Origin of the sequence: Riemerella anatipestifer (assembly GCF_009932355.1) — a bacterium.
GTDB lineage: Bacteria > Bacteroidota > Bacteroidia > Flavobacteriales > Weeksellaceae > Riemerella > Riemerella anatipestifer_E.
Map to the genome: position 1 here is coordinate 33880 of NZ_LEKU01000021.1, position 16110 is coordinate 49989.

Sequence of the window (16110 nt, forward strand, 5' to 3'; positions counted from 1 at the left end):
AACAAAAGTTAGATAAGTCTAACAAAATTATAAAAAATATCTAATCCAGCAAAAAAAATAGAGAGACTACTCAATTATAAGTAGCCTCTCTATTTCTATTTAAATGTAACTTTTTTTAAAATCTCCAACCGACAGTAAACACAAAGTTATTTCTTACTGTTTTAACATCAGAAACAATACTTCTCTTCTGTGTTACACCATCTCCTTCGTTAAACACACTATTCTCCACTGGAGAAGCGTAATCTCCCGCATAAAATGGATTAGCAAACTTAGAACTTGCATTCTGATAGGCCGCATCTACATAGAAAGATTTAAAATTATACCCTAGTCCCAGACCTAAAGTCTGTCTATTTGAAAGATATAAATTACTAAATGTTCTATCAGAATATAAATTACTTGTTGGATCAATAACACTTAAAGACGAAGTAGAGAAAGGATTAGATTGATATGCATAACCTCCTCTAAATCTCCAGTTATCTAACCTGTATTCCGCACCCAATCTTAACTCAGAAGTATTAGAATACACTTTATTAAAAAACTCATTTAATTGCTTCTCTGCATCTCCCTGTACATTATACTGAGGCTTTGTAACACCTAAAGTATAATCCACATTTACTACAAAATTCTTGTTAGCTATATAAGCACCACTCAGAGTAGCTTTCATTGGAGTACTCAACCTTCTATTCTCATTGCCCAAAGCCGTTCCCATAACTCCATTATTATCAAATCCATAATAGTTATAAGCCCTCTCTATATTCCACCAAGTAGGAGACTCTAATGCTAAACCTACACGAAAGTTTTTATCTATTTTACCTATAACCCCTGCTGAAATTGCTACCCCTCCGGAAGATTCTTGAAAAGGAGTATCTTGTTTTTGGTATAGCCCCTTAGTACCTGCCGTTTGAGACTGCATTCTAAAAAAATCTCCTTGCTCTATATTTGCTGAATGGAAGTGTACTCCACCACCTACATACCACTTATGGTCGTAATTACCACCAAATGCGAAGGATAATTTTGAAGTATGCCCTACTCTATTATAAGCATGTCCATCGTAAAGTAGTAAATCCGTTTGCGAATTACCATTACTATCTGTATAATCTATAGCTTCATTTATAGTGTGATTTTCAGGAGTTCTAATATAGCTATCAATATCCTTAGCACTATAATTAAACCCTAGGTTAATAAACTTCCATTTAGAATTATTGCTAGTTTGCATTACAACAACCCCTCCTAAATGTCCTAAATTAGTTTTCTTATAAACTTCATCATAAGATTTATTTGCTAGAGTTGAGGTATTTTTATTTCCCAAAGCATTAAGCGTTCCAGAAAATTCACCCACAATATTAACAGCTATACCTGCAGGGTTAACATTTATAGAAGAAGCATCTCCTCCCATTGCTCCCATTGCTCCTGCCATACCCATGTATTTTGCAGAACCATTAGGTTGTGTATCAGAATAAACATCTACCGTATTCCTAATTACAGAAACATCTTGAGAGTAAAATAAAGCTCCAACAGACAGCCCTAATATTGAAAATATCTTCTTATTCATTATCTTAATTTTATTTTTTAGCATTCAATTAAATAAACTATCTAAAACCACCTGTTCTAAAACCTCCCCCTGATCTCATACCACCTCCTGAGCTACCAGAACCAAAACCGCCACTTCTATTGGAACCTCCGCCCCAGCCAGAATTGTTTCTAAATCCATCGTTTCTTGGTATAGATTGTGTACGAGGTGTCATTCCTCTGTCCTGATAATTATAGTTCGGCTCAGATCTTCTCAATGTTCTTGTTTGAGGCATTGAGTAGCCATTATTACTGTTATTACGGTTAATCCTGTTATCTCCTCTTCCAAAGCCTGAGTCTCTAAATCCGCCAAAGTTTCTTCCTGAATTACTATTGCTATTTGGATTTCTATAAATTGGATTATTGAATCCTCCGTTATTATATCTAGTAATACTGTCTACACCACTTCTTCTATAATTGTACTGACGAGGAGCTACTCCCCAATAAGGATTCCCCCATGCTCCGTAGCCACCCCAATATGGGTTGCCCCAACCTGTTCCCCAGTAAGGATTCCAACCAAACCTTCCACCCCAATAAGGATTTCCCCAACCCCATCTGTTCCAACCTGACCCCCAGCCCATGCCGAAGCCCATATTCCAACCCCAGCCTGAACTCCAACCAAAGCCCATATTCCAGCTATTCCAACCGCCAAAACCTCCCCAATAAGGATCCCAGCCAAAGCCTGTTCCCCAGAAAGGCGTATTCCAACCCCAGCCAGTATAGCGTCTTTCAACTCCTGCAAAGGCACCCCAATCTGAATCGGATTGTACAGGAGTATCCGTCCATTCTTGATATTTGTTATTTTGATTTTGCTGTAATTGTCTAGAGTTTTCTACCACTCTATAATCATTACTATAGTCGTAGTAATCTCCTACATTATTACGGTCATTCACAACTACCCCTTCCGGAATTACATCTTTACTTGGATCATAATAAACACCATCAGTCTCTGTATAACCTCCCATTTGTGCTCCACAAGAGGTCAACAAAAAACTAACAGAAGTGGCTAATGCTAGTCTAACAGCCCATTTTCTTTTTAAGAAATTATAATCTATTTTTTTCATAATCTTATGTAGGTTTTATTTATCTTTGTGCTTGAATTGAGGTGGATATAGCTAAAACTATACCAAAAAAATCTCTCAAATTACAAATCATAACTTAGGTGTTATTTAACCATTTAACTAGATACACCTACAAAATTATAAAATAAAAGTTAAAAGTAAATTTATGGCAAAATTAACATCAAGAAGCGAGGACTATAGCAAATGGTATAATGAGTTGGTAGTAAAGGCTGATTTAGCCGAAAACTCAGGTGTAAGAGGCTGTATGGTAATTAAACCCTATGGCTATGCTATTTGGGAAAAAATGCGTGACGAACTAGATAAAAAGTTTAAAGAAACTGGTCACGAAAATGCTTACTTCCCTATTTTTGTTCCTAAAAGTCTTTTTGAAGCGGAGGAAAAAAATGCAGAAGGTTTTGCCAAAGAATGTGCTGTAGTAACCCACTACCGTCTAAAAACAGACCCCGAAAATCCACAAAAACTTATGGTGGATCCTGAGGCCAAATTAGAAGAAGAACTTATTGTAAGACCTACTTCTGAGGCTATTATTTGGAATACTTATAAAAACTGGGTACAATCTTACAGAGATTTACCTATCCTCATCAACCAATGGGCTAATGTGGTAAGATGGGAGATGAGAACAAGACTTTTCCTAAGAACTGCCGAATTTTTATGGCAAGAAGGACATACAGCTCACGCTACAAAAGAAGAAGCTATTGCAGAAACAGAGCAAATGCTAAATATTTATGCTGATTTTGCTGAAAATTTTATGGCTGTACCTGTGGTAAGAGGAATAAAGTCTCCTAGTGAAAGATTTGCAGGTGCAGAAGAAACTTACTGTATCGAAGCTCTTATGCAAGACGGAAAAGCTTTACAAGCAGGAACTTCTCACTTTTTGGGTCAAAACTTTGCTAAAGCATTTGATGTTAAATTCACTAATAAGGAAGGCAAAATAGAGTATGCTTGGGCAACTTCTTGGGGCGTTTCAACAAGGCTTATGGGTGCTTTAATCATGTCTCACTCTGATGACAACGGTCTAGTACTTCCACCATCTTTAGCACCTATACAAGTAGTTATTGTACCTATATTTAAAGGCGAAGAACAGCTTAAACAAATAGATGAAGTAGCCTACGAACTACAATCTAAACTAAAAGCCTTAGGCATTTCTGTAAAATATGATAATAGAGACACCCAAAAGCCAGGTTGGAAGTTCGCAGAATATGAGATGAAAGGTGTCCCTGTAAGAATAGCAATAGGAGCAAGAGATTTAGAAAATAAAACAGTAGAAATAGCTAGAAGAGATACCCTTTCTAAAGAAGTTAAACCTTTAGATAATATAGAAATTTATATCCAAGAACTTTTAGAAGAAATCCAAAAGGCCATTTATAACAAGGCTCTTAAATTTAGAGACGAAAACATCACTAAAGTTGATTCTTACGAAGAATTTAAAGAAGTTTTAGAAACCAAAGGAGGCTTTATTTTAGCACACTGGGACGGAACGGAAGAAGAAGAAGAAAGAATAAAAGAAGAAACTAAAGCTACTATCCGTTGCATTCCTCTAGAGGGAGAAAAAGAAGAGGGCGTTTCTATGATTTCAGGAAAACCATCTAAACAAAGAGTGCTTTTTGCTAAAGCCTACTAATTATTAACCTATTAAAAATTTAAAATTATGTCAATCAATATCATAGAACTTATTAAAGGGCAATTCGGACACGGCGTTACCAGCCAACTTGCCTCTCAATTAGGCGAAAAAGAAGAAGCTGTCTCTAAGGCTACCAATGCACTTATCCCAATTGTATTAGGTGGAATTATATCTCAGTCCGACAAATCGTCTCTTTTACAAGAAATTACACAATTAGCTGATACCAGCATTTTATCTAAACTAAGCCAGGAAAGCTCTTTTGCTAATGAACTTCTTAGCAAAGTACTAACGATGGTCTTTGGAGATAAAATAAAAAGTATCACTTCTGGAATTTCCTCTTTTGCAGGGATTAAAGAATCTTCTGCCGATGCTCTTTTAGGATTTACCTCACTAACTTCTTTAGCAACCATAGGAAGATATGCAAAAGACCAAAATTTAGACAGTAATGGACTTGAAACTCTTTTAAATAAAGAGAAAACTAATATATCTAATCTTGTTCCTGTAGGTTTCTCATTAGGTGCTATAGGACTTGGAAATCTAGAAAACAAAACAGAAGAGGCTAAAGCTACCTTAACTGAAAATATTCAAGATAAAGTTTCGGACATTAAAGATGGATTTTCTGAAAAGTTAGATGAGTCTAAAGAAAAACTTGCACAGTTTAAAGACAATACTTCCGAAAAGTTATCTGAAACTTCAGATATAATTAAAGATAAGGTTTCAGACTTGAAAGAAGATTTATCTGAAAAGTTAGATGAGTCTAAAGAAAAACTTGCACAGTTTAAAGACAATGCTTCCGAAAAGTTATCTGAAGCTTCGGATTCAATTAAAAAAGGTTTTTCTGATTTCAAAGAAAGTGCTTCTAACAAGTTGGATAACTTAAAAGAAAAGGTAGAAGAAAAAACAAGCGAAGACGTTAAAGAAATTTCTGTATGGAAATGGCTTCTCCCACTAATACTTCTAATACTTATGGGATGGTTTGTTTGGAAACAAATTAACAAAAGTAACCAAGAGGCAGCTACTAGAGAAGTCCCTGTTGAAAAAATAGACTCTATAAATAATGCTAACACTCAGCAAAATATAGATTCTGTAAACTCAAAATAAATCTAAAAAAGCCGTTTCAAAATTGATTGAAGCGGCTTTTCATTTTAAACTAAAACTACTCCTTAACTTTTAAGAAGTTCTATTACGCTTTCTGGATTTTCTGCAGAGAAAATTGCATTTCCTGCAACAAGAACATCAGCGCCTGCCTCAAACAGCTTAGAAGCATTGTCTGTATTTACTCCGCCATCTATTTGGATTAAAGCTGTAGCATTTTGGTCTAAAATTAAATCTTTAGTTTGCTTTATTTTTTTGTAGGTGTTTTCTATAAATTTCTGTCCACCAAACCCAGGATTAACACTCATCAACAATACTAAATCTACCTCCCCTATAATATCCTCTAATACACTTACAGGTGTAGATGGATTAAGCACCACTCCTGCTTTAGCTCCCTTACTTTGTATCAGTTTAATTGTTCGATGTAGATGAGTACACGCCTCGTAATGCACCGAAACCAAATCGGCTCCGTTATCAATAAATTCTTCCACATATTTCTCTGGCTCTACAATCATAAGATGCACATCTACAAACTTTTTAGCGTGTTCCTTTATCGTTTTCATTACAGGGAAACCGAAAGATATATTAGGCACAAACCTACCATCCATCACATCTACATGAAACCAATCGGCTTGGCTACGGTTAAGCATTTCTATATCTCTTTGGAGATTACCAAAGTCGGCGGAAAGTAAAGATGGAGCAATTAGTTTTGTTTTCATTTCTAAATTTTAAAATTAATTGGTATTTAATTATTTATAATAAAAAAAGGATAACGCTAACAATGCATTATCCTTTTATAGTTTTTATTTTCCTAAATAAGACTTCAAAATCTTACTTCTTGAGTTGTGTTTTAACCTTTTGATAGCCTTTTCTTTAATCTGACGAACACGCTCTCTCGTAAGGTCAAAAGTTTCGCCTATTTCCTCCAAAGTCATAGGGTGTTTGCCATTAAGCCCGAAGTAAAGCCTTACTAAATCTGCTTCTCTAGGTGTAAGTGTTTGTAACGCTCTTTCAATCTCTATTTGTAAAGATTCTAGCATCAACTCTTTGTCTGGGCTAGGAGATTCCCCTGAACGAAGAACATCATAAAGGTTAGAGTCTTCTCCTTCTACTAGCGGAGCGTCCATAGAAAGGTGTCTTCCGCTGTTTTTCATAGACTCCTTAATATCCTCCTCACTCATATCTAGAACCTCTGCCAACTCCTCTGGGGAAGGCGGTCTTTCATTCTCTTGCTCTAAGTGAGCGTATGCTTTATTAATTTTATTGATTGACCCAATCTTATTCAACGGTAAACGAACAATTCTAGACTGTTCCGCTAAAGCCTGTAAGATAGACTGTCTAATCCACCACACTGCATAGGATATAAATTTGAAACCTCTCGTTTCATCGTACCTCTTAGCAGCTTTCATCAATCCTAAATTACCTTCGTTGATTAAATCTGGTAATGATAAGCCTTGATTTTGATATTGTTTAGACACAGAAACTACGAAACGAAGGTTAGCTTTGATAAGCTTTTCTAGAGCTACCTTATCTCCAGCACGAATCTTTTGTGCCAGTTCCACTTCCTCATCTGCAGTAATTAGGTCTACTTTACCTATTTCCTGCAAATATTTATCTAATGATGCCGTTTCCCTATTGGTAACCTGCTTGGTAATTTTAAGTTGTCTCATAATATTTTTTGCTCAAAAAAAGAGTTACGGTATAGTGTACGACCATACCACTAAAAAGGTTACACTAAAAATGAAAAAAGTTTTCAGTTTTTCTTTTTATTTATTTTAAATGTTTCGTAATCGCTTCGCTATCAGGCTTAGTAGTACTTAGATAGCTTTCTATTATTTTCCCGTTTTCGTCTAGAAGAAATTTGGTAAAATTCCAAAGTATGGTAGTATCTTTAACTCCGTTTAATTCCTTTTTAGTAAGAAACTGAAAAATAGGCACTATATCTTCTCCTTTCACAGAAACCTTAGCTGCCATAGGGAAAGTTACTCCATAGTTCACTTGACAAAAAGTTTTAATCTCGGTATTAGTCCCTGGCTCTTGCCCTCCAAAGTTATTAGCAGGGAAGCCTACTACCACTAGCCTATCTTTATATTTTTGATAGAGCTTTTCCAAGGCTTCATACTGAGGTGTAAAACCACACTCAGAAGCTGTATTTACAATAAGTATTTTTTTGCCTTTGAAATCCGCAAAATTAATTTCTCCACCATCTAGACTTTCCACTTTATAATCGTAGATACTTTTAGGAAACTTAGAAGTGTCTAGTTGTACCTCATTTTTTTTGCTAGAACATTGCACTAAAGCAAGTGCGGAAAGTATGAATATAAAGAGCTTTTTCATTATATCTTATTTTATTTTAAAGGTATTGTCAGGAAATGCCTTATTAACTTCTATTTTATTGAATAACATCACATAATCTCCTTCTTTTTTAGGAGTAGAAGCCTCTATTCTAAAAGGCATTGTAAGCCCATTTACCTTTTTAAAGTCTGAATATAAAAGCGTTTCTCCTTTCTTCACCTCTTTAAGAAGCATATGGTTTTCAGTATCAAAATAATACAGAGTTTTATTTACATTTTTAGTAAGCTCTACCTTATAGCACAATCTTTCCCCTACTTTATCCTTACCCAAAATCACAGCTGTGAATCCTTTAGCTTCAAAATCAATAAAATCTGTATCAAAACTTTCAGGTTGGTAGCTCTCAAATTCCTGTAACTTATTGTTAGCATAGTTCATTGCATAGCCTTTTTTACCATCATAAGCCTCTATAACACTCTCTTTATTATTGATAATGATAGATGTTTTGGTAAGGTTAGGACGCTGCTGATAGATTTTAATAGGATACTCTTCCTGTATTCCCAGAACCACTTTACCTTGTAACATTATGGAATTTAGCAACTTCCATTTGGTAAGTCCTCCTGTCAGTTCTATATTTTTGTCTATAATTTCTTTAGCTGTTTGCGTATAAAAAACCTGTGCTAAAGCTAATAATACAACTAATGCTATCTTTTTTATCATTATTTTCTTTTTTAATATTAAAGTCTAAGCAACTGCTTCGCCTTTTCTAAATCTTCTGGAACATCTATGCCAACACCAACGAAATCGGTTTCTATCATTTTTATTTTCATGCCATATTCCAAATACCTGATGCACTCTATTTTTTCTGCTATTTCGAGAGGCTTCATCGGTAAACTAGAAAACTCTAGCAACGCTTCCCTTCTAAAAGCATAAACGCCTATATGTTTAAAATATTGCAAATCATCTGTTTTCTCTCTAGGAAAAGGAATAACGGAGCGACTGAAATAAAGAGCAAAACCATTATTATCCGTAATTACTTTTACATTATTAGGATTTTCTATATCGTCCCACTGTTCTAGTTTTATTTTAAGCGAAGCCAAAGAAATACTCTTATCCTTATCTTCATCAAAAACTGAAATCAATTGTTTTAGAGGTTCTTTTTTAAGAAACGGCTCATCACCTTGCACATTTACAACAATATCACATTCAATATCTTTTACGGCTTCGGCTATTCTATCACTTCCTGTTTCGTGTACACCCGTCATTACTGCCTTTCCACCGTTTTCCTTAATTTCATTAAAAATAACCTCGGAGTCCGTTGCTACAAAAACTTCGTCAAAAAGCCCTGTTTCCACCACATTTTGATAAGTTGTAGAAATAACAGTTTTATCTCCCAACAATTCCATTAGCTTGCCAGGAAATCTACTTGCTTGATAACGAGCAGGAATTACAGCAATTATTTTTTGTTTCATTCTTTTTTATTTATAATTGAGAAACATTTCCGTCTTTGAAAAGATAGATTTTTTTGGATTTTTTAATGTGCTCTTTATCCTTCTCATCTTTTTCCATCTCTTCAGTTTTCATGATAATCTTACCTTTAATTCCGCCCTTATCTTTTGGAAAAACATACTCTTCTGAATGATAAAAAACATCAGCATCAGCAACGGACATCAGCACTGGTAACGCCACCATTTTATCCCCATTTAATAGTATATACTGCTCATAGCTCGGAATGCCACACGCCTCGCCAGAAACACTCGCCAACAGAATATCTGACACTCCATCTAACCCTTTGTTTCCTTGCCATTTAAAGGCTACCGAAGTCAAACTTTCTGTCCCTACATTAAATGAAACTTTTTGTACACTTTGTTTATCTTTCAGCATCACAACCTCTAGTTTAACCTCATCTTTCTCCGTAGCAGAGGCTCCAAAAAGAAAATCATAGCCATCTCTAGACCTGTATCCTAAACTTAAATTAGCTCCCCAGATATGCCCAGATTTGGGTTCGCCTTCTTTTGTGTAATTTATTCTGTACCAACTTGCAGAACGTTTGCCTAAAGACAATACTTGCTCTGTCTTTTGGAGAATTTTCACTACCTGCCCTATATCTAAACTATCTACCTTAAGCGATTGTAAGTTAGGTTCAGCTCTTACATTGGTCTTATCTATCAAAACTTTTTGGTTGCTATTTTCTTCAAACATAAATACCCACTGCCCTTCTTGAGCAAGAAGAAAAGAACTTATACTAAAGAAAACCAGTAAGAATAACCTAGAAAAGCTTTTCATTATTTGAATGTATATTATTTAAGCTTTGATAAAGCTCCTTCTAATACAGGTAACATATTTTTAATATCTTCTAAAGAACAGCCACCTACTGAAGCTCTAAACCAAGGGGTTTCTCTGGAATTACCAAATGCCGAAAATGGCACTAACGCCATACCTGCCTCTCGGATAAGATAAAACACAACATCAGTGGTATCCTTCAATACCTCTCCATCTAGAGTGGTTTTTCCTACATAATCCATCTTAATGGTAAGATACAATGCACCCATAGGCTCTACACTATCTACTGCAAAGCCTTTGTTTTTAAGCTCTTGAATACCTTGATGTAATGTATTTAAGCTCAGCTGTATTCTTCCTTTAAAATCATTTACATAAGCATCTACCTCATCTGTTTTAGATAAGAATTTAGCTGTAGCTTCTTGCTCTGGCTTCGGTGCCCACGCTCCAATATGCGTTAAAAAAGCTTTCATCTTATTGATGATTACCGAAGGACCAAAGCCCCAACCCACTCTTACTCCTGTAGCTGCAAAACATTTAGACGAACCATCTATAAATATGGTATAATCTTTCATTTCTGGCACTAAACTCACAGGGTTGAAATGCTCATGACCAAAAAATAACATAGCGTAAATTTGGTCGTACATCAAATAGAGCGGTTTTTCGTTTTCGCCTCTTCTTTTATTTTCAGCAACTACCATCTCGCAGATTTCTCTCAGTTGTTGTTCGGTAAACATAGTTCCCGTAGGGTTTGAAGGAGAACAAAGAGCCAATAATACTGCTCCTTCCAAATGAGGTTTTAGCTCTTCTGCAGTAGGTAAAAAGTTATTTTCTTTTTTAGTTTCTATTTCTACTTTTTCTGCAGAAGTAAGATAAGCATAGTGGTTATTATTCCAAGAAGGAAGAGGATAAACTACTTTATCACCTGCATCTACAACACTCATATATGCCGCATAAATAAGCGGACGAGAACCTCCAGCCACTAATATTTCCTCTGGTGAATAATCTAACTGATAACGCTTCTTTAAATCCGAAGATACACTTTCCCTAAGACTTAACAAACCATTAGCCGGAGGGTAATTAGTTAAATTATTTCTGTAAGCCTTTTGTATTTCTTCTTTTAGAAGAGAAGGGATAGGATAAATATTAGCGTTTAAATCCCCTATAGTAAGATTAGCTATCTGAGCTCCTTTAGCCTTAAGCTCATTAACTTCGTTTCCTATTTTTACTATTTCTGAGCCTACTAGATTAGCTGCTAAACGAGATACTTTCATAAGAATTCTTGTATATGTAGTGTTATTATTTATACCTTATTTGATAATTTATGCTAGACCTAAATCTTTTTTGATAACTTCTATTTTCGCATTAAGAGTTTCTACCTTAGATTTGAAATCTTTCTCTGATTCTATTTTGTCTAATGCACTAAAATAGAATTTAATTTTAGGTTCTGTTCCTGAAGGTCTTATCGCTACCTTTGTACCATCTTCTGTATAGTAAATAAGCACATTAGACTTAGGAATATCCGTCATTGGTTGTTTCTCGTTTTTATTCAAATCCCAAGCGGTTTGCTCCTGATAATCCTTAACTAAAACCACTTTAGAACCTGCCAACGAGGTTACAGGATTATTTCTAAAATCCGTCATCATTTTTTTGATTTGCTCTGCACCTTCTTTTCCTTTTTTCACCACATTTACAAGAGCCTCTTGGTAAAGACCTAATCTTTGGTAGATTTCTATCATATACTGATACATCGTTTTACCTTGAGCCTTGCACCACGCTGCTATTTCACAAGCCAATAGTATAGAACCACAAGAGTCTTTATCTCTCACAAAATCTCCCGTCATAAAGCCAAAACTTTCTTCTCCTCCACAGATAAATTTCTGCTTACCTTCTACTTCTCTTATCATTTTACCTATCCATTTAAAGCCTGTAAGCCCTACCTTACATTCAACTCCATAGGATTTTGCCAAATCAAAAAATACATCAGAAGTTACGATAGTAGAACCTATAAACTCTGTGCCCGTGATACGACCTTGCTTTTGCCATTGAGACAAAATATAATCCGTAAGAATCATATTGGTCTGATTTCCATTAAGGAGTTGCATTTCTCCATCTAGATTTCTTACCGCTATCCCTAATCGGTCTCCGTCTGGGTCTGTACCTATTACAATATCTGCATTGGTAACCTTTGCTAAATCCATTGCCATAGTTAATGCCGCTGGCTCTTCTGGATTTGGACTTTCTACCGTAGGGAAGTTTCCGCTAGGAATCATTTGTTCCTTTACTAAATCTACCTTGGTAAAACCAGCCTTTGCTAAAGCCTGTGGAATGGTAGTATAAGTAGTCCCGTGAATAGAAGTAAATACAATATTAAGATTATCATACCCCAACTTATCTTCTTGATAAAGAGAGTTATCCATACACGTTCTTATATAAACTTCATCTTGCTCCTCTCCTACCCATTCTATAAGACTATCATTACCATTAAAGTTGATGTCTTCATATTTAGTATTAAGTACTTCATTGATGATTTCTGCATCATTAGGTGGCACTATCTGTGCTCCATCATTCCAATATACTTTATACCCATTGTACTCTGGTGGATTGTGTGAAGCGGTAAGCACAATACCTGCATTACATTTTTTATCTCTCACCGTAAACGAAAGCTCTGGTGTAGGACGATGCTCCTTAAACAACAATACTTTAATCCCATTAGCCGTAAGTACATCTGCTACTATTTTACCGAATTCTTTAGAGTTATTTCTTACATCATACGCTATGGCTACCTTTATCTCTTGGTTAGGGAACTGCTGATGCAAATAGTTAGCAAGCCCTTGCGTTGCTTGTCCTAAAGTATATTTATTAAGTCTGTTAGTTCCTACTCCCATAATTCCACGCATTCCACCTGTACCAAACTCCAAGTTTTTATAAAATGCATCTTCTAGCTCTGGTGAGTTAGTATCTATCAATTGTTTTACAGTCTGTCTAGTTTCTTCATCAAATGCCTCTGTAAGCCAAAGTTTAGCTTTATCCACTGTATTCATATCTTTATATTTTTATGTTAAAATTAAGGTTTTTCTTTATTTTCTACTTTTGTGTCTTTATCTATTTTGAGCTTTCTTATTGGATTTCCGTAATAGACCAGTTTAGCTGTATTTTCTACCTTGCCAGAAATTTCTTCTTTAGTATTGATTTCTGCATAGTTCCCATTTTTAGACTGAATATCAAAATAATCTACCGTCCAATAAGGAGCTATAATACTCGCTGTATCCGAGATTTTAAGCACAGCCTCTTTAGTAACGCCTGAAAAATTAGCTCTTGATTTCTCCGTCATTTGCACTTCTGCTTTAGAAGCCTTTATTGCACCTATAAATTTCCCCTGATTCTTTAGATTGATTTTCAAAGTAGGCGTTTTAATATCTCCAGAAACATTCATTTCCACAGAGTCAGAAATACTTATCTGTTTCAATGGTGTTTTGGAGTAAACCGTTACTGTGTAAAAATCTACATTTCCAGTAGGTCTTTTCTCAATGATTTTAAGTGTACTATCTTCAACTTTAATTTTCAGATTGCTAATAAGGTTAGGATAAGTTTCTACATTAACAAAGTTCTCCTCCCCTTGAGTGAAAAACAACCTGTATTTACCTTCTAGTTCAAGTTTATTAAAAACTTCCAAAGGTGTATCTTCAGATTTTATTTCTCCTTCTGGAGTTACCTTTCCACAAGAGCTCCACAAGAATACCGATACCAAAAGATAAATATAATGTTTCATCTCACTCACAATTAAATAATTTCTTCTATGTGATAATTTTTATGTTCTCTATTAGTTCTGATAATCAGCTCTCCTAAAAAACCTGCTATAAACAGTAAAGTCCCCATTATCATCATCGTTAAAGCTATATAAAACCAAGGATTATCAGCTATTAAATGCCCATAAACACCTTTGGACATATCTATCAGTTTAGACACACCCAACCAAAGAGACGATAAAAAACCAATAATAAACATCAGTGTGCCTACCGCTCCAAAGAAATGCATTGGTCTGCCTCCAAATCTACTTACAAACCAAAGTGTTACCAAATCCAAGAAACCTCTTATAAATCGTTCTGTGCCAAACTTTGAACTTCCGTAAGGTCTTGCTTGATGTTGTACCTCTTTCTCTGTGATTTTTCTAAAACCTGCATTGGCTGCTAACACAGGAATATATCTGTGCATATCTCCATATACATCTATGGACTTCACCACTTGCCTTCGGTACGCTTTAAGTCCACAGTTAAAATCGTGTAGAAATACCCCCGAAACCTTTCTCGCCGCCGCATTGAATAGTTTAGACGGAATATTTTTAGTCATTACATTATCGTAGCGTTTCTTTTTCCAGCCACTCACAATATCATAGCCTTCATTAACCACTTTATGATATAAAGCCGGTATCTCTTCTGGAAAATCTTGTAAATCAGCATCCATAGTAATTACCACTTCTCCCTTCACCCTTGCAAAAGCCGCATGAAGTGCTTGGGATTTTCCATAGTTTCTAGAAAATTTAATCCCTTGAATATTAGAATTTCTGTTTTTAAGAAACATTATTGTTCCCCAAGAACTATCGGTACTCCCATCGTCCACAAACCAAATTTCGTAAGATAAACCAGCCTCACTGCAGACATTTTCTATCCTATTATAAAGTTCTTCTAAAGATTGTTCCTCATTAAGAAGAGGTATAACAATAGATAAATCCATTTTTTCTAAAAAATAAGTTAATAAACCGTTTTGCTTCTAAAGAAACTTCCAAAGAAAACAGACAATATCAAAAAGAAAGCACAATATCCCGCAAATACCAAAGAAAAATGATATAAAGAAAACATATCTTCGTTTCTCTTTACTTTCTCTTCAATTCGTTTTTTACCTTCTTCATATTTTTGTTCTAGTTCCTTTGCTTCTTCCGTATTAGGCTTAGTTATTTGTTTCGCTTTAGTATATTCTTCTTCCAAAGAAGCTCTAAAACTCTCTATATACTGATGATTTAAAAGCGATTTAACATCTTTATCAACATAACTGATAAACACAAAGATACTGGAAATAGATAAGAATCCCGCCAAAAACATCGGTGCAAATGCTTTTCCAAAAGCTTCCTTAAAGGTAAGTCTAACTTTTTCTTTTTTGTAAGAATAAACAGAAATAAACGCCCCAACACCAAAAATAAGAGGCAGAATGAAAGAATTAGCTATCATTGTAGTGCGAAAATAATTAACATCCATAAAGAAAAAATACACCACAAAAAACACCAATAGGATTGCTCCACTCATCGCTAATCCGTTATTGATTGTACTTTTACCCATCTATTACTTAGTTTAAATTACAATTTTGAACTGGTAAAATTACGGATTATTTTTGAGAAACTTTCGCTTATTCTCTTGCATTTCTAATTTAACTAGGTAAGTCTTCTTCTAAATATTTCTCTATCTTTGCACCCTAATAACAAAGGCGGCTTGTTGCTTTGTTTTTTCTTACGACTAAACAAAGAGGAAAGTCCGGACACCATAGAGCAGCATAGCGGCTAACCGCCGTCCACAGTGATGTGAGGACTAGTGCAACAGAAAGCAAGTACAGTACGGCTGTAGTGAAATCAGGTAAACTCTATGCGGTGCAATGCTAAGTATATCGGCAACTAAGGGTCGCTCGTCCAATGCCGAGGGGTAAGCAGCTAAAGCTTAATAGCAATATTAAGCGTAGATAAATAACAAGCGTTCTAAACTTGTTTTAGAATACAGAATCCGGCTTATAGCCTTTGTTATTTTTTCAAAACAAAAATCCGCCTTCGTAAAAAAGCGGATTTTTTATAATTTATTTTGGCATCTACATACTATTTGACACTAAGTCATATTGTAAATAAAAATCTATTTTATAAAAAAGAAAGTTACCTATATAGGTAACTTTTTTAATAAATCGTTATTTCATAGATTTAATTAATGATTACTTTTTATAATCTGAAAACTCTTTTATGTATTTATGCTCGTTCGAAGCCGTTGCATTGGTTAAAAGAAAAATTTTCATTTTAGAAACTAAATCTATTTTGACATAAAAACGATTTCTTATTGTTAGTTTAGTTATAATTTATGAAATAACGAAATTAAAATGGGATAAATCAATTTTTATGGTTTATCCCATTTTTTTTTT

The 16110-nt window shown here is 34.9% G+C and carries 15 protein-coding genes and 1 other RNA gene; 3 read left to right on the forward strand and 13 right to left on the reverse strand.

Annotated features, from left to right (window positions below):
• Window positions 1–115 precede the first annotated feature (115 nt).
• Window positions 116–1552 (reverse strand): OmpP1/FadL family transporter, encoded by a 1437-nt coding sequence (locus GXW81_RS07995; RefSeq protein ID WP_161531892.1) that lies wholly within the window; start codon window positions 1550–1552, stop codon window positions 116–118.
• Between the two features lie 37 nt (window positions 1553–1589).
• Window positions 1590–2633, reverse strand: a complete 1044-nt coding sequence (locus tag GXW81_RS08000; RefSeq protein ID WP_161531893.1) for a Vitellogenin II precursor — start codon at window positions 2631–2633, stop codon at window positions 1590–1592.
• Window positions 2634–2796: 163 nt separating this feature from the next.
• On the opposite strand from GXW81_RS08000, the gene proS reads away from it, so the two are divergent.
• On the forward strand, window positions 2797–4272 hold the full coding sequence (gene proS / locus GXW81_RS08005; protein WP_154137209.1) for a proline--tRNA ligase: 1476 nt from the start codon (window positions 2797–2799) through the stop codon (window positions 4270–4272).
• Window positions 4273–4299: 27 nt separating this feature from the next.
• Window positions 4300–5373, forward strand: a complete 1074-nt coding sequence (locus GXW81_RS08010) for a DUF937 domain-containing protein (protein ID WP_161531894.1) — start codon at window positions 4300–4302, stop codon at window positions 5371–5373.
• A gap of 62 nt (window positions 5374–5435) precedes the next feature.
• Here GXW81_RS08010 and rpe read toward each other — a convergent pair whose 3' ends face one another.
• The 11 genes from rpe to GXW81_RS08065 all read right to left on the reverse strand — a co-directional run bounded on the left by rpe (window position 5436) and on the right by GXW81_RS08065 (window position 15272).
• The gene (rpe, locus tag GXW81_RS08015; protein ID WP_161531895.1) at window positions 5436–6086 is read right to left on the reverse strand and encodes a ribulose-phosphate 3-epimerase; all 651 of its coding nucleotides are present in this window, start codon (window positions 6084–6086) and stop codon (window positions 5436–5438) included.
• An 84-nt stretch (window positions 6087–6170) separates the two neighbouring features.
• Window positions 6171–7037, reverse strand: a complete 867-nt coding sequence (locus tag GXW81_RS08020; protein ID WP_004918429.1) for an RNA polymerase sigma factor RpoD/SigA — start codon at window positions 7035–7037, stop codon at window positions 6171–6173.
• A 100-nt stretch (window positions 7038–7137) separates the two neighbouring features.
• Entirely contained in the window at window positions 7138–7704 is a 567-nt protein-coding gene (locus GXW81_RS08025) for a glutathione peroxidase (RefSeq protein ID WP_161531896.1), read from the reverse strand.
• A 6-nt stretch (window positions 7705–7710) separates the two neighbouring features.
• Window positions 7711–8379, reverse strand: coding sequence for a histidine kinase (locus GXW81_RS08030; protein ID WP_161531897.1), 669 nt, complete (start codon window positions 8377–8379; stop codon window positions 7711–7713).
• Between the two features lie 17 nt (window positions 8380–8396).
• On the reverse strand, window positions 8397–9131 hold the full coding sequence (gene kdsB / locus GXW81_RS08035; protein ID WP_161531898.1) for a 3-deoxy-manno-octulosonate cytidylyltransferase: 735 nt from the start codon (window positions 9129–9131) through the stop codon (window positions 8397–8399).
• Between the two features lie 10 nt (window positions 9132–9141).
• Window positions 9142–9945, reverse strand: coding sequence for an SH3 domain-containing protein (locus GXW81_RS08040; RefSeq protein ID WP_161531899.1), 804 nt, complete (start codon window positions 9943–9945; stop codon window positions 9142–9144).
• A 14-nt stretch (window positions 9946–9959) separates the two neighbouring features.
• Entirely contained in the window at window positions 9960–11213 is a 1254-nt protein-coding gene (locus GXW81_RS08045) for a pyridoxal phosphate-dependent aminotransferase (RefSeq protein WP_161531900.1), read from the reverse strand.
• A gap of 48 nt (window positions 11214–11261) precedes the next feature.
• Window positions 11262–12983, reverse strand: coding sequence for a phospho-sugar mutase (locus GXW81_RS08050; protein WP_161531901.1), 1722 nt, complete (start codon window positions 12981–12983; stop codon window positions 11262–11264).
• A gap of 23 nt (window positions 12984–13006) precedes the next feature.
• Window positions 13007–13711, reverse strand: a complete 705-nt coding sequence (locus tag GXW81_RS08055; RefSeq protein WP_013446873.1) for a GIN domain-containing protein — start codon at window positions 13709–13711, stop codon at window positions 13007–13009.
• 11 nt (window positions 13712–13722) lie between these two features.
• Window positions 13723–14673: a glycosyltransferase family 2 protein gene (locus GXW81_RS08060; protein WP_161531902.1), complete on the reverse strand. Its 951-nt coding sequence runs from the start codon at window positions 14671–14673 to the stop codon at window positions 13723–13725.
• A gap of 17 nt (window positions 14674–14690) precedes the next feature.
• Window positions 14691–15272: a DUF4199 domain-containing protein gene (locus GXW81_RS08065; RefSeq protein ID WP_161531903.1), complete on the reverse strand. Its 582-nt coding sequence runs from the start codon at window positions 15270–15272 to the stop codon at window positions 14691–14693.
• Between the two features lie 137 nt (window positions 15273–15409).
• Between GXW81_RS08065 and rnpB the strand changes: the two genes are divergently transcribed.
• Window positions 15410–15731, forward strand: an RNA gene (gene rnpB / locus GXW81_RS08070) — RNase P RNA component class A.
• The last annotated feature ends 379 nt before the right edge of the window (window positions 15732–16110 follow it).

Bases quoted from the DNA above. Each gene is read 5' to 3' on its own strand.
- GXW81_RS07995 (WP_161531892.1), bottom strand. From the start codon at position 1,552: ATGAATAAGAAGATATTTTCAATATTAGGGCTGTCTGTTGGAGCTTTA.
- GXW81_RS08000 (WP_161531893.1), bottom strand. From the start codon at position 2,633: ATGAAAAAAATAGATTATAATTTCTTAAAAAGAAAATGGGCTGTTAGA.
- proS (WP_154137209.1), top strand. From the start codon at position 2,797: ATGGCAAAATTAACATCAAGAAGCGAGGACTATAGCAAATGGTATAAT.
- GXW81_RS08010 (WP_161531894.1), top strand. From the start codon at position 4,300: ATGTCAATCAATATCATAGAACTTATTAAAGGGCAATTCGGACACGGC.
- rpe (WP_161531895.1), bottom strand. From the start codon at position 6,086: ATGAAAACAAAACTAATTGCTCCATCTTTACTTTCCGCCGACTTTGGT.
- GXW81_RS08020 (WP_004918429.1), bottom strand. From the start codon at position 7,037: ATGAGACAACTTAAAATTACCAAGCAGGTTACCAATAGGGAAACGGCA.
- GXW81_RS08025 (WP_161531896.1), bottom strand. From the start codon at position 7,704: ATGAAAAAGCTCTTTATATTCATACTTTCCGCACTTGCTTTAGTGCAA.
- GXW81_RS08030 (WP_161531897.1), bottom strand. From the start codon at position 8,379: ATGATAAAAAAGATAGCATTAGTTGTATTATTAGCTTTAGCACAGGTT.
- kdsB (WP_161531898.1), bottom strand. From the start codon at position 9,131: ATGAAACAAAAAATAATTGCTGTAATTCCTGCTCGTTATCAAGCAAGT.
- GXW81_RS08040 (WP_161531899.1), bottom strand. From the start codon at position 9,945: ATGAAAAGCTTTTCTAGGTTATTCTTACTGGTTTTCTTTAGTATAAGT.
- GXW81_RS08045 (WP_161531900.1), bottom strand. From the start codon at position 11,213: ATGAAAGTATCTCGTTTAGCAGCTAATCTAGTAGGCTCAGAAATAGTA.
- GXW81_RS08050 (WP_161531901.1), bottom strand. From the start codon at position 12,983: ATGAATACAGTGGATAAAGCTAAACTTTGGCTTACAGAGGCATTTGAT.
- GXW81_RS08055 (WP_013446873.1), bottom strand. From the start codon at position 13,711: ATGAAACATTATATTTATCTTTTGGTATCGGTATTCTTGTGGAGCTCT.
- GXW81_RS08060 (WP_161531902.1), bottom strand. From the start codon at position 14,673: ATGGATTTATCTATTGTTATACCTCTTCTTAATGAGGAACAATCTTTA.
- GXW81_RS08065 (WP_161531903.1), bottom strand. From the start codon at position 15,272: ATGGGTAAAAGTACAATCAATAACGGATTAGCGATGAGTGGAGCAATC.